Origin of the sequence: Mesorhizobium sp. M0800 (genome assembly GCF_040320095.1) — a bacterium.
Taxonomy (GTDB): Bacteria; Pseudomonadota; Alphaproteobacteria; order Rhizobiales; family Rhizobiaceae; genus Mesorhizobium.
On sequence record NZ_JAMYOZ010000008.1, the window covers coordinates 141,396 to 153,774 of the forward strand.

At 62.7% G+C, this 12,379-nt stretch carries 12 protein-coding genes; 4 read left to right on the top strand and 8 right to left on the bottom strand.

From position 1 onward, the window contains the following. The first annotated feature begins 35 nt into the window (after window positions 1–35). Together NKI18_RS13200 and NKI18_RS13205 are read left to right on the top strand one after the other, a co-directional pair. Window positions 36–785 carry a YebC/PmpR family DNA-binding transcriptional regulator gene (locus NKI18_RS13200; RefSeq protein ID WP_352540320.1) on the top strand — a complete coding sequence of 250 codons (750 nt, stop codon included), beginning with the start codon at window positions 36–38 and terminating at the stop codon, window positions 783–785. After that, window positions 782–1,093 carry an Rdx family protein gene (locus NKI18_RS13205; protein ID WP_352618006.1) on the top strand — a complete coding sequence of 104 codons (312 nt, stop codon included), beginning with the start codon at window positions 782–784 and terminating at the stop codon, window positions 1,091–1,093. The genes NKI18_RS13200 and NKI18_RS13205 overlap by 4 nt, the downstream gene beginning before the upstream one ends. Window positions 1,094–1,119: 26 nt before the next feature. On the opposite strand, the gene NKI18_RS13210 is transcribed toward NKI18_RS13205, so the two are convergent. After that, the gene (locus NKI18_RS13210; protein WP_352618003.1) at window positions 1,120–1,599 is read right to left on the bottom strand and encodes an anthrone oxygenase family protein; all 480 of its coding nucleotides are present in this window, start codon (window positions 1,597–1,599) and stop codon (window positions 1,120–1,122) included. Between the two features lie 133 nt (window positions 1,600–1,732). Here NKI18_RS13210 and NKI18_RS13215 point away from each other — a divergent pair, with 133 nt between their 5' ends. Next, a complete protein-coding gene (locus NKI18_RS13215; protein WP_352618000.1) occupies window positions 1,733–2,374 on the top strand; it encodes a TetR/AcrR family transcriptional regulator in 642 nt (213 codons plus the stop codon). Between the two features lie 69 nt (window positions 2,375–2,443). Here the strand turns inward: NKI18_RS13215 and rpmE are convergent, their stop codons facing one another. After that, complete coding sequence (gene rpmE / locus NKI18_RS13220) at window positions 2,444–2,665, bottom strand: 50S ribosomal protein L31 (protein WP_006327661.1); 222 nt, start codon at window positions 2,663–2,665, stop codon at window positions 2,444–2,446. A 204-nt stretch (window positions 2,666–2,869) separates the two neighbouring features. Here rpmE and NKI18_RS13225 point away from each other — a divergent pair, with 204 nt between their 5' ends. Further along, window positions 2,870–4,672 (top strand): ABC transporter transmembrane domain-containing protein, encoded by a 1,803-nt coding sequence (locus NKI18_RS13225; protein WP_352617996.1) that lies wholly within the window; start codon window positions 2,870–2,872, stop codon window positions 4,670–4,672. 118 nt (window positions 4,673–4,790) lie between these two features. Here the strand turns inward: NKI18_RS13225 and NKI18_RS13230 are convergent, their stop codons facing one another. The 6 genes from NKI18_RS13230 to trhA all read right to left on the bottom strand — a co-directional run bounded on the left by NKI18_RS13230 (window position 4,791) and on the right by trhA (window position 12,282). Then, window positions 4,791–6,818: a DUF3857 domain-containing protein gene (locus tag NKI18_RS13230; RefSeq protein WP_352617994.1), complete on the bottom strand. Its 2,028-nt coding sequence runs from the start codon at window positions 6,816–6,818 to the stop codon at window positions 4,791–4,793. A 206-nt stretch (window positions 6,819–7,024) separates the two neighbouring features. Continuing rightward, window positions 7,025–8,509 (bottom strand): carboxypeptidase M32, encoded by a 1,485-nt coding sequence (locus tag NKI18_RS13235; protein ID WP_352617991.1) that lies wholly within the window; start codon window positions 8,507–8,509, stop codon window positions 7,025–7,027. A 228-nt stretch (window positions 8,510–8,737) separates the two neighbouring features. Continuing rightward, the gene (locus NKI18_RS13240; protein WP_352617988.1) at window positions 8,738–9,136 is read right to left on the bottom strand and encodes a hypothetical protein; all 399 of its coding nucleotides are present in this window, start codon (window positions 9,134–9,136) and stop codon (window positions 8,738–8,740) included. Between the two features lie 264 nt (window positions 9,137–9,400). Continuing rightward, entirely contained in the window at window positions 9,401–10,432 is a 1,032-nt protein-coding gene (locus NKI18_RS13245) for a peptidoglycan -binding protein (protein ID WP_023678020.1), read from the bottom strand. A 1-nt stretch (window position 10,433) separates the two neighbouring features. Continuing rightward, window positions 10,434–11,459 (bottom strand): MotA/TolQ/ExbB proton channel family protein, encoded by a 1,026-nt coding sequence (locus NKI18_RS13250; RefSeq protein WP_023678019.1) that lies wholly within the window; start codon window positions 11,457–11,459, stop codon window positions 10,434–10,436. Between the two features lie 115 nt (window positions 11,460–11,574). Beyond that, a complete protein-coding gene (trhA, locus tag NKI18_RS13255; RefSeq protein ID WP_352617985.1) occupies window positions 11,575–12,282 on the bottom strand; it encodes a PAQR family membrane homeostasis protein TrhA in 708 nt (235 codons plus the stop codon). Between the last annotated feature and the right edge of the window lie 97 nt (window positions 12,283–12,379).

Genomic DNA, 12,379 nt, shown 5'->3' on the forward strand with positions numbered 1-12,379 from the left:
GCAGATGCTCTAGCCGAGAAGATGACAGGGGTGCCATGGCTGGCCATTCACAGTTCAAGAACATCATGCACCGCAAGGGCCGCCAGGATGCGGTGCGGTCGAAAATGTTTTCCAAGCTGGCGCGCGAAATCACCGTCGCCGCCAAGAGCGGCACGCCCGATCCATCGATGAACCCGCGCCTGCGCCTTGCGGTGCAGAACGCCAAGGCGGTGTCGATGCCGAAGGACAATATCCAGCGCGCCATCAACAAGGCGTCGATGGGCGATGCCGAGACCTACGAAGCCGTGCGCTACGAGGGTTACGGGCCAGGCGGCGTCGCGCTGATCGTCGAGGCGCTGACCGACAACCGCAACCGCTCGGCGTCGAATGTGCGCGCCGCCTTCACCAAGGCCGGCGGGGCGATGGGCGAGACCGGCTCGGTATCGTTCATGTGGGACCGCGTCGGCGAGATCTACTATCCGGCATCGGCCGGCAGCGCCGAGAAGGTGATGGACGCGGCGATCGAGGCCGGCGCCGACGACGTCCAGTCGGACGAGGACGGCCACACGATCTACTGCGCTTTCGAGAATCTCGGCGAAGTGTCGAAGGCGCTGGAAGGCGCGCTCGGCGAGGCTGAATCGGTGAAGCCGATCTGGAAGCCGCAGACCAATATCGCGGTCGACGAGGAGCGGGCACAATCGCTGATGAAGCTGGTTGCGACGCTCGAGGACGACGACGACGTGCAGAGCGTCTACGCCAATTTCGAGGTCGACGAGGAGACCTTGGCAAAGCTCAGCGCGGCATGATCCAACACGCGCTGCCCACCGTCCGCATCACCTATTGCACCCAGTGCCTGTGGCTGCTCAGGGCCGGCTGGATGGCGCAGGAGCTGCTGTCCACCTTCGGTACCGATCTCGGCGAGGTGACGCTGGTGCCCGGCACCGGCGGCATCTTCACCATTTCCTGCAATGACACGCTGGTCTGGGACCGCAAGCGTGACGGCGGTTTTCCCGACGCCGCAAAGCTCAAGCAGCTGGTTCGCGACGTCATCGATCCGGATCGCGATCTCGGCCATGCCGATCGCAAGGGCCATAAGCCAAAAGATCCTGCCTGAAGGCCTTTTACGCTTCCGTCCTGCATTCACCGCCATGCGAAGATGAGGCAGCCCAGCGCCACGATGGCGGTGATGGTGCGGACATGGTTCCACATCACCCAGTCCTTGAGATAGGTGGCCCACACGGCGGCGCCGTTGGCGCTTGCCGGATCGACCGCAGCCAGGGCGTTGTTGAGCGGCACGTTGAACATCATCGTCACGATCGGATTGCCGACGACATAGATCAGGGCGCCGGCGAGAAGCCAGAACGAACCCGGTTGGCTCCAGCCGATAAGAGCGCCGGCGGCGAGGACAAGACAGACCAGCCCGGTGCCGAAAAGTGCGGTCATGAATGCCGGCGTGATCACGGTGATGTTGATCGAATTCATGGCGGCGATGCCGCCTGCGGCAGGCAAGCGGGCGAGCGCCGGCATGATAAAGTTGGAGAAGGCGAAGAAAACGCCGCCGACAACGCCTGAGCCAATGGCAGCGACGAAGGTGAGGGTGGGAAGCAGTTTCATGATCATGTCAGTTGCTCCGGTTTCGGGGTTCGAGCAATTTGATTGGCGTGGCGTTTAGAAAATGTGAGCGATCCTCACATTTGCAAAACGTGATAAACCCTCGTATTTTGTCAGTCAAGCCATTTTTTTGGAGACAGTCATGGAAGGCACCGCTGCACCGGGTTCCCGCAATGAGCAGGCCGCATCGCCGCGCCGGGCGCCGAGCCAGCAGCGCAGCCGCGAGCGGGTCGAGCGGATGCTGGCCGCCGCCTCGGCGCTGATCGCCGAGCAAGGCAGCGACGCCATGCGCATGGGCGAGGTGGCCGAGAGGGCCGGCGTGTCGATCGGCTCGCTCTACCAGTTCTTCCCCGACAAGAGGGCGCTCATCTGGGCGCTGGCCGAACGCTACACCGCCGAAAGCCAGGCCTGCATTGCGGCAGCGCTAGCCGAGGTCAATGACGCCGACGGCCTGCGTCGGGCATTTTCGGAACTGGTGAATATCTACTACGGAATGTTCCTGGCGGAGCCGGTGATGCGCGACATCTGGTCGGGCACGCAGGCCGACAAGGCGCTACGCGAACTCGAGCTTGCCGATAGCCGGGCCAACGCCGAATTCCTTACAGCCGTGCTGAAACGGCTGCGGCCATCCGCCGATCCGGAAGCGCTCGAAACGACGGCGTTTCTCATCTGGCAGATGGGCGAGGCCGCAATGCGGCTGGCGATCTCGGTCGGGCGGCAAGAGGGCGACAGGCTGGTTGCCGCCTACAAGCGGATGGCGCTGCGCGAGCTGGTCGGCGAATAGGGCCGTATTTTCGCAATAAAAAACCCGCCACGAAGGCGGGTTTCTCGATCTGCGAAACGCCAATGCGGCTTAGAGGCCGAAGCCTTCGAAACGCTTCTTGAACTTCGACAGGCGGCCACCGCGGTCGAGCAGGGTCTGCTGGCCGCCAGTCCAGGCCGGATGGGTGGTGGGGTCGATATCGAGGTTCATCGTATCGCCTTCCTTGCCCCAGGTCGAACGGGTCATGTATTCGGTGCCGTCGGTCATGACGACCTTGATGGTGTGGTAGTCGGGATGAATATCGGTCTTCATGGGTCTGTTCCTGGCTTGCCGGGTGCTGCCGACGGGCTAAAGCCTGCGTCGATGCGCCCCTTTTTAAAACTCGAAGCCGCAGCTATTGAGGAGCCACGGCTTCTAAAACGGTCGGCGAGCCTATACATCAGCCGGAATTGAATCACAAGGCCGCGGCAAGCGCATATTGATGGCGCAAGCCTCAAAGGGCCAAAGGAAACGGTCATGGCGAACATCAGCGGCGATGCAGACGAGCGCAGGCGCTCGCTGAAGCCGCTGCAGCGCCTGTTTCCCTACATCACGCATTACCGCAAAATGGTCATCGGCGCGATCGTCTCACTGGCCGTCGCGGCGGCGACGACGCTGGCGCTGCCGCTGGCCGTGCGGCGGATGATCGACCACGGTTTTTCCGCTTCCGATTCCAGCTTCATTGCCGAATATTTCGCCATGCTGGTGGTGATGGCCGCCGTTCTGGCGGCGGCGTCGGCCAGCCGCTACTATTTCGTCATCACGCTCGGCGAGCGCGTCGTTGCCGATATCCGCCGCGATGTCTTTGCCCACGTCACAACACTGTCGCCATCCTTTTTCGACACGGCCCAGTCGGGCGAGATCGTCTCGCGGCTCGCCGCCGACACGACACAGGTCAAATCGGCCGTCGGTGCCACCACCTCGGTGGCTTTGCGCAACGTCATCCTCGGCCTGGGCGCCGTGGCGATGATGGTCTTCACCAGCCCAAAACTGTCCGGCTTGGTCATCGCGGCCATTCCGCTAATCGTGCTGCCGCTGGTCGCCTTCGGCCGCTCGGTGCGGCGCAAGTCACGGCTGGCGCAGGATACTCTGGCCAATGCCACCGCCTACGCCAGCGAGCAGATCGGCGCGGTGCGCACCCTGCAGGCCTTCACCAACGAGAAGCTTGTAACCGGGTATTTTTCATCCGCAGTGGAAGCAGCGTTCGAAGCGGCGCGGGCCTCGATCTTTGCCCGCTCCTTTCTCACCTTCTTCGCCATCTTCATGATCTTTTCCTCGGTCGTGGCGGTGCTGTGGTTCGGTTCGCGCGACGTGCTCGACGGCACGCTGTCGCCGGGCACGCTCGGTCAATTCCTGCTCTATTCGGTGTTCGCCGCCGGCGCGCTCGGCGCCCTGTCGGAGGTCTGGGGCGAACTGTCCCAGGCAGCGGGCGCTGCCGAACGGCTGACCGAGATCCTGGCCGAGAAACCCGCGATCCAGGCGCCCGCCGAACCGAAGCCGCTGCCGGCAAAGGCGAGAGGTGCGATCAGCTTCGACGATGTCTCCTTCTCCTATCCGGCCCGGCCCGACCGCGCCGCCGTCCATGGCCTGAGCTTTCAGGTCAAACCCGGTGAGACGGTGGCGATCGTCGGGCCATCCGGCGCCGGCAAGAGCACCGTGTTTTCGCTGCTTCTGCGTTTCTACGATCCGGAGGCCGGCAGGATCATCATCGACGGGGTCGATCTGCGCGAGGCCGATCCGGCGGCGATCCGCGCGCGCATCGCCATCGTGCCGCAGGACGTCACCATCTTTGCCGCGAGCGCGCGCGACAATATCGGCTTTGGCCGGCCTGGCGCCAGCCAGGCCGAGATCGAGGCGGCGGCGAAGGACGCGCTTGCCGACGAGTTCATCCTGAAACTCGAAAAGGGCTATGACAGCCAGGTCGGCGAGCGCGGCGTGACGCTGTCGGGCGGCCAGCGCCAGCGCGTGGCGATCGCCCGCGCCATTTTGCGCGATGCGCCCATCCTGCTGCTCGACGAGGCGACCTCGGCGCTAGATGCCGAAAGCGAGACGTTGGTGCAGACGGCGCTGGACCGGCTGATGAAGGGCCGCACCACGATCGTCATCGCCCATCGGCTAGCAACCGTGCTGAAGGCCGATCGCATCCTGGTCATGGATGGCGGCCGCATCGTCGAGGAAGGCACGCATCAGAGCCTGGTCGCCAAGGGCGGCATCTATGCGCGGCTGGCCAAGCTGCAGTTCGATACCGGGGCGAATGCTTTCAGGGGTGCGGCCGAGTAGCATGGCTCCATCCCGATGAAATCGGGATGAGGCTCCATCTTCTTGTTTGACCATGATCTTTTCCGAAAACCGGCATCCACTTTTCGGGATCATGGTACCCAGCGGCGGCCGAGATTCTTCAGCTACCGAAAGCTCGGCGTTTGCCTCGTCGATAGGCGATGAACAGGGGAACGCCGACAAGCAACGATAACAAAAGCATGCTGGCGACGGTCTGTCGCTGCTCCTTTGCCGGATCGCTGAGCTGCACATCGGCAGGCGGCTCTTCATAGGTAAAATCGTACTGCCAGCGAACCTGGTCTGCGAGGTCATCGACGGTTTTCAGATAATCGGCAATCGCCTTGGCCGGTACTTCAGTCGCCAGCGTCTGAAAGTTCCATTCAACTTGAAATTCGGTGGGCGTGTTGGACCAGGATGCCTTGAGAGACAGATAGGGCGTCACGACGTTTTTCATCGACTCGCCGGAAAACCTCGCCTTGAGGTTGCGCACGGTCACCTTGTGGCGGCGGTAGAACTGGGGGCCGAGGGAGACGGGCCCGGTTCGGTCGACGATTGTCGGGGTTGGAAGAGAGTTGTTGCCGAGATCGGCCGCGCGGATCGGGAAATTCTTTGCCAGATCGTTGGCCGTCAGCGCCTCCGCCGGCAAGCGATAACTTTCCTTCACGCTCACTATGTTGCCGTCGCGCCGATCCACGATTTCCGGCTTGGCGATGGTTTGGATGCCCGGATATTGCTTGTTGTAGTATTTCAGGTAGGCGTCCGACACCTCGCTCAGCGACCTGCTGGCGAAATTGCCGCGCATCCAATCGGCATCGGCGTCCTCATATGTCGAGAAGACCGTCAGCACGAGGGGATCGCCCGGTTTCCGCGGAAAGTCGAATTCCTCGGCGATCTGGATCGATGGGCTGCTAAGCACAGGGCTCGGCATCTTCTCCAACCCGCCGGTGCTGGAAAGCGGCAGCGCGAAGCCGTAGTCCGGCTGTGCGAGATTGTGCGCCCTGCCGCCCTGAAGATAGTTCGTGGCGTCCAGCCAATATGTCTTTGCTCCGATCCTTGCCTTGACGATGGCATGGTCGAAATCGCGAAGCGCGGGCAGATGCTGGTCCAGGACCCGTCCCTCGTCGAGATCGGCCAAGGCAACCTCGGCAGCAATGCCAAGCCGCACAAGCGACGAAACCAGCAGCAGGGCCTTGTCCTTGCAGTCACCAAACCCGCTCAGGATGACCGTCGCGGGATCACGCGGAACGTAGGAACCGGCACCCATCGACAGGCTTACATAGCGGATCTGGTCCTGCACCAACCGCATTGCCTCGACCATCCGGTCTTCGGGCACCGGATGCCGCAGAGCGATGTCGTCGAGCTTCGCGGCAAAAGCCGGGGGAAAAACGGTCGCTGGCTTGTAATAGGGCGCAACGGCATCGACCACACTTTGCCAATTCGCGGTAGACGCGACATCGATGGAGCCCCAGCCTGGATAGGTCACGGGCAGGTTATCCTCGACATTGACCGGTTTCGGGTTTGGAATTTCCCATAGATAGGTGGTGTCCGGCCCAGTCGGGGAGATTGAAGGCTTGAGTCGGGTTCCCCTTGTCTTGATCTGGAGCGGCTGGCCCGAAGGCCAAATGATGCTTGTGCGGATAATCGCTACCGGCTCTTCCCATTCGGTGGAGAAATTCTTGAAGAAAAGGTCCTTGCCGACCAGCGGTGTTACTTCGTAGGTCGACCCGTAATCGACGATGTCGCCGGCACGCACGTCATCGATGTTGACATGTGCTGTCAGCCAGCCGTCGAAGACGCCTTTCTCGGCGTCTCTTTCCCTGCGGAAGATGTCGAATTCGACGCCTTCCAGCCGGTCCAAAACGGCACCATCGCGGATGATGTGAAGATGGTTGAGCGTGACCTTGTGCCGGGACGGATCGAACTGCAGATCGATACTCGCGCCACGATCCAGGCCGGGACGGTCGACGATCTTATAGACGGTGCGCGAGTACTCGACATAGCCGCCGGCGCGATGCTTGATCTGGTCGTCCGAGAGCAGCCATGAAACGCCATTCTTGATTTGATCCGATCGGGTGGGATCGGCAGCCGGAATATCAAGCTGCTTTACCCAGCTTTCTGCCGGACCCTTGAGAACCATGTCGTCGGACATGGCCGGAGAACTCAGGCCGATCAATAAGATGAAAAATACCAAGCGGGGCCAGAAAGACTTCATCCTATGAAAACTGTAACAGACAGACATCTACGCTCGCCCAACTTGGAAGAACTCCTTTTTCAGAGGCTTTCCCACCAAAGTAAAGGCCAGTTTCGCGGATTTCTGCAGTCACCGCGGCAAGAACCTGGAATAGACGAAGCGGCTCAGTTCCCGTATCGCTTCTTCAGGTGATCGGTGAAATGCACGGCATCGAGCTTTTCGCCGGTGGCGCGTTCGAGCAGTTCCGCCGTCGACCAGCGCGAGCCTTGCGACCAGATCCTTTTGCGGCGCCAGTCGTTGATCGCGGCGAAATCTCCCTTGGCGAGGTCTTCGTCGGCTGAAGGATGATCCCTGGTCAGCGCCGCCCATTGCTGCGCCGCCATCATGGCGCCCAGCGTGTAGGAGGGGAAATAGCCGAAGGCGGCACCCGGCCAGTGGACGTCCTGCATCGGACCGTCAGCCGGATTGTCTGATGTCGACAGGCCGAGATAATCGCGCATCTTGGCATCCCAGGCTTCGGGCAGGTCGGCTGCTTCCAGCCGTCCCGAGACAAGCTCCTGCTCCAGCTCGTAGCGCAGGATGACGTGCAGCGGATAGGTGACCTCGTCGGCATCGACGCGGATCAGGCCGCGCTCGACCCGGTGTACATGCGGCAGGATGTCGTCGATCGTCCAGCTCTCGCCGAGGTGTCTTTCGACCACCGGCAGCGCCCAGCGCCAGAATTCTGGATTGCGGCCGATCTGCTTTTCGACGAACAGGCTCTGGCTTTCATGCGCCGCCATGCCGCGCGCTCTGCCCAGAGGCCAGTGCGCCCACGCCTTCGGCAGGTTCTGCTCGTACAGCGCATGGCCGGTCTCGTGCAGCACGCCCATCAGCGCCGACAGGAAATCCGAGGTCTTGTAGCGGGTGGTGATGCGCACGTCGCTCGGCACGCCGCCGCAGAAGGGATGGTGCGAAACCGACAGCGAGCCGTGGGTGAGGTCGAAGCCGACTGCCGCCATCATGGCGAGGCCGAGCTCGCGCTGCTTGTCCAAGGGGTAGCTGCCGGAAAGCGGCTTCAGCGGATGTTTCGCCAGCCGCTCTTCCTGCACGGCCAGTGCCTCCGGCACGAAACCTTTCAGGAAGGTCTTCAACTCGGCAAACACAGGCGTGATGTCGGCGGTGCGATTGCCCGGATCATATTGCTCCATCAGCGCGTCGTAAGGCTCGAGCCCGAGCACCTCGGCGCGAAGGGCCGCCTCCTCGCGGACCAGCGCCACGACGCCTTCGAGCGCCGGTAGGAAACCCGCCCAGTCGTTCTTGGCGCGCAGGTCGCGCCAGAGCTGCTCGGAGCGCATGCGCGCGGTCGTCTGGCGCTCGACGACCTCGACCGGCAGGCAGGTCAGGTTGGTGTATTGCCGGCGGAATTCCCTGACCGCGGCCTGCTGCTCTTCGTTCAGCGCTTCCTGCTCGGCCGCCGCGATCCAGTCGGCAATCTCCGGCGCAGTCGCCCGGGCATGGTGCATGCCGGCAAGCGCCGACATTGCCTCTGCGCGCTTCTCGCCGCCGCCGACCGCCATATGGGTCGCCTCGTCGGCGCCGAGGATAGCGAGGGCGTGTTCCAGCGCTTCGAGCTTGTGGCCGAGGTCGTCGAGTTTTTGAAAGGACATTGTGGGTTCCGCTGATTTGACGGCGGGAAAAGATACCAATGCAAAAGTGTTGGCAACCCCTGAAGACCGTCTGCGACCGATGCATGACTGTGGGCCGCAACTGCCGAAAGGCATCTTGCGGAAGCGGCGGCGAGCGTGATCAATATCACCATGCGGCGCAAGGCCGGATCATGCGCAAAATCAAGGGATCGTGCGCAAGATCAGAGTGCGGCGCTGCAATGGATGATCTCAGCGGTTTGGATGAGTTGGGCCATAGCCGTTCGGATAATATCCGCCATCGGCGCCGTTGCCGATGAGGAAGGCACTGCCGGTGTCAGCGCGCAGCTTTTGGCTGACATCGTCGAGCTGCGCCAGCAACTGCTGATATTGCGTGCTCGGCATCGTTCCATCGCGTGCGGCCCTCTGGGCGGCCCGATCGAGTTGAGCGACCTGCGTGCGCAAGTCACGTGCCTCGCCCGGGTCGAGCTTGTTCGCCCGGATGGCGCCCTGGATACCCGTCTCCACGCTCTGGATCTGATTGATCAAGGCCGTCGCACGCGGGCCGGCGTGAGCGCCAGCAAACGGAACGGCGAGGAGAAGTGTGGCGAGCGTAGCAGTCCTGAGATTCGTGGGAGCGAAGAAGCGCATGGTTGCGTCTCCTTTACTGGGGAAGGCGGTGGTTGGGAGGGTCTTGCCTTCCGGCCGCGGGCCGTCAGGTTCCGTCGCGTCGCGATGAGCGGTTTCACCGCCGGCGGTTCTCGGCCCATGACCAAGGCTAAAAGGCCATGGCGGCAAAGTGTAATTAAAAAAAGGTAATTTTTTCAGCTCTTGCCGCTGCCGCACCAGTGCCCTAAATGCCGCCGACTTGAGCCGGCTCGACCTGGCGCATGATACAAGCCAAAGGCTTGCAGATCACCGCTCGGTCAGCTTCAACTCGATGCGGCGGTTCTTGTTGCGCGCCTCTTCGGTATCGGCGGGGTCGAGCGGCTGGAATTCGCCGAAGCCGGCCGCGACCAGCCGGTTGGCCGGCACGCCGTTCTCGATCAGGAACTTGACTACCGATGTCGAGCGCGCCGTCGACAATTCCCAATTGTCGCGGTAGCGGCCGGTGCCGGAGAGCGGCTTGTTGTCGGTGTGGCCGTCGACGCGCAGCACCCAGTTGATCTCCGGCGGGATTTCCTTTTGCAATTCGATGATGGCATCGGCGAGCTTCTTCATCTCGACCTTGCCGGCATCGTTGATCACCTCGGAGCCGGTCGGGAAAAGCACTTCCGACTGGAAGACGAAGCGGTCGCCGACGATGCGGATGTTCTCGCGGTCGGCAAGAATTTCACGCAAGCGGCCGAAGAAATCGGAGCGGTAGCGGTTTAGCTCCTGCACGCGTTGCGCCAGTGCGACGTTGAGGCGGCGGCCGAGATCGGCGATCTTCGTGTTGGATTCGCGGTCGCGCGTTTCGGACACGTCGAGCGCTTGTTCGAGCGCTGCGATCTGCCTGCGCAGCGCCGAAATCTGCTGGTTGAGGATCTCGACCTGGCTCAGCGCCTGCTGGCTGATCTGGCGCTGGCTGTCGAGCTCGCCGGAAAGTGCCGTCGCGCGCTGGTTGGCGGCATCGCCGGCACCGGCGCCTTGCGCCAGCAATTGCTCGAGCCGGCTCTTTTCCGCCTCCGACGCGGACAGCGACGCCTGCAAATTGGCAAGGGTGTCCTCCTTGTCCTGCGTCGTCGAGCGCTCCAGCGCCAGAAGCTGGGTCAACTCGTTGATCTGCGAATTGAGGCGGTTGAGCACCGTGTCCTTGCCGGAGATCTCGCGGCCGAGCAGGAACTGCGCCAGCACGAAAACCGTGAGCAGGAACATGATCGCCAACAGCAGCGTCGACAGCGCATCGACGAAGCCCGGCCAGTAATCGATGCGGCGGTCGGAGCGCCGGCCTCGTGCCAACGCCACGTCAATGCACTCCAGGCTTCTTCAAGGCGTCGGCGATCTTCTCCAGGGTGTTGCGCATCGCCTTCTGCTCGTCGGACTGGGCCTCGACCCAGTCGCGCATGATCTGCTGTTCCGAGCGCATGTTCTTGACCAGGCCGGAAATGCCGTCGGCGAGATTGGCCATGGCGGTGGCGACGCGCGGATTGGAGCCGCCGCCATTCTCCTGCAGGGTGCGCAGCTTTTCCGACAACAGCCGGATTTCCTCGGAGGGTTCGGTCTTGGCCGCGTCGGCAACGACGATGTCGGAGGACAGGTCGGTGACCGAGGACAGCCAGTTTTCGAGTTCGGTATAGAAGCGCGTCTGGGCGCGGCCGGCCTGCAGGTCGAGGAAGCCGAGCACCAGCGAGCCGGAGAGGCCGAACAGCGAGGACGAGAAGGCGGTGCCCATGCCGGCCAACGGAGCGGAAAGCCCTTGCTTCAGGGATTCGAGCACGGCCGCGGCATCGCCGGTGCCGGGATCGAGCGACTCGATGGTTTCGCGAATCGAGCCGATCGTGTTGAGCAGGCCCCAGAAGGTGCCGAGCAGGCCGAGGAACACCAGCAGTCCGACAAGGTAGCGCGACGTGTCGCGGCTTTCGTCGAGCCGGGTGGCGATTGAATCCAGCATGGTGCGCATCGAACTGGTCGAGAAAGCGATCGTCGAGGAGCGGCCGATCATCGCCTTCATCGGCGCCAGCAGCACCGGTTCGGTGGTTTCGGAACCGGCGCGGAACGAGTTGACCCAGCGCACCTCGCGGAACAGCCGGCCGACCTGGACGAAGGCCAGCAGGATGCCGACCGCCAGCACGCCGATGATCAGGCCGTTGAGGCCGGGATTGGTGACGAAGGCGGTCGAGATCTGGCGGGTCAGGATGGCGGCGATGAAGGCCACGATGAACAGAAAGATCACCATGGTCAGCAGAAACACCTGCGGGCTCGACAATTTGTGCGGGTCGTAGATCAGAACGTCGGAGCGCCTGCCCATGCCGAAGGATCTGAGAAGAGTCATCCGTGCCCCGTTTCCGATGCCGTCGCCGCCGATCAATTTGTGTTTGCGACTCTAAACGGAATTGTGACGAAATTGAATGGCGCTTGGCAATATTGCCACTGTCCGCGACCGGAGGTCAAAGCCGGTTGATGACCAGGCAGTCGACCATGGCGGCCAGATGCAGGCCGGCGCCGGTGACGACAAAGCCATGCCACAGCGCATTGTGGAAACGCAGGCCCTTCCAGGCGAAGAAGATCACGCCACAGGAGTAGACGATGCCGCCGGCAACGATGAGCGCGATCGAAGTCGCCGGCAGCGTCCGCACGAGCGGCTCCACCAGAACGATACCGCTCCAGCCGATGGCTAGGTAGAAGACGATCGCCAGCCGGTCGAAACGGCCGGGAAGAAAGACCTTGATGGCGATGCCGACCGCCGCGGCGGTCCAGACCAGGACGATCATGGAAACGGCCAGCGGCGAGCCGCCGAGTTGGGCCAGGAAAGGCGTGTAGGTGGCAGCGATCAGCAGATAGATCGCGGCATGGTCGAAGCGCCGCAATATCCATTTTGCCGGCGACGACACCGGCCAGACATTGTAGGCCAGCGAAACCGACAGCACGGTGAGCAGCGAGACTACATAGAAGGCGGCGGCGACGTATTCGCCGGGGCCGGTTCGATAGGCGGCCAGTGCCAGCAGCGTCGAGCCGGCAGCGATCGCCAGCACGATGCCCACGGCGTGGACAATGCCGTCGGCGATGATCTCGGCGCGCGAGTAATGCCAGCGCCCCATAAAGGGAATGTCGAGCTGGGAGAGTTCGCTCTGGGGTTGGGGCCGGCTGGTCGTCATCGATGATCCTGCGCCACCTTATCTGGGCGGCCGCGGGACAGTATTTCAAGCTTTGGTTGCGGTTTTGCGACTGCGGCGGTTCAGCGCGGCGTGCCTC

Coding starts and splice junctions, on each gene's coding strand:
- NKI18_RS13250 (WP_023678019.1), bottom strand. CDS start 11,459: ATGACTCTTCTCAGATCCTTCGGCATGGGCAGGCGCTCCGACGTTCTG.
- NKI18_RS13235 (WP_352617991.1), bottom strand. CDS start 8,509: ATGTCCTTTCAAAAACTCGACGACCTCGGCCACAAGCTCGAAGCGCTG.
- NKI18_RS13240 (WP_352617988.1), bottom strand. CDS start 9,136: ATGCGCTTCTTCGCTCCCACGAATCTCAGGACTGCTACGCTCGCCACA.
- NKI18_RS13225 (WP_352617996.1), top strand. CDS start 2,870: ATGGCGAACATCAGCGGCGATGCAGACGAGCGCAGGCGCTCGCTGAAG.
- NKI18_RS13215 (WP_352618000.1), top strand. CDS start 1,733: ATGGAAGGCACCGCTGCACCGGGTTCCCGCAATGAGCAGGCCGCATCG.
- rpmE (WP_006327661.1), bottom strand. CDS start 2,665: ATGAAGACCGATATTCATCCCGACTACCACACCATCAAGGTCGTCATG.
- trhA (WP_352617985.1), bottom strand. CDS start 12,282: ATGACGACCAGCCGGCCCCAACCCCAGAGCGAACTCTCCCAGCTCGAC.
- NKI18_RS13210 (WP_352618003.1), bottom strand. CDS start 1,599: ATGATCATGAAACTGCTTCCCACCCTCACCTTCGTCGCTGCCATTGGC.
- NKI18_RS13200 (WP_352540320.1), top strand. CDS start 36: ATGGCTGGCCATTCACAGTTCAAGAACATCATGCACCGCAAGGGCCGC.
- NKI18_RS13205 (WP_352618006.1), top strand. CDS start 782: ATGATCCAACACGCGCTGCCCACCGTCCGCATCACCTATTGCACCCAG.
- NKI18_RS13230 (WP_352617994.1), bottom strand. CDS start 6,818: ATGTCCGACGACATGGTTCTCAAGGGTCCGGCAGAAAGCTGGGTAAAG.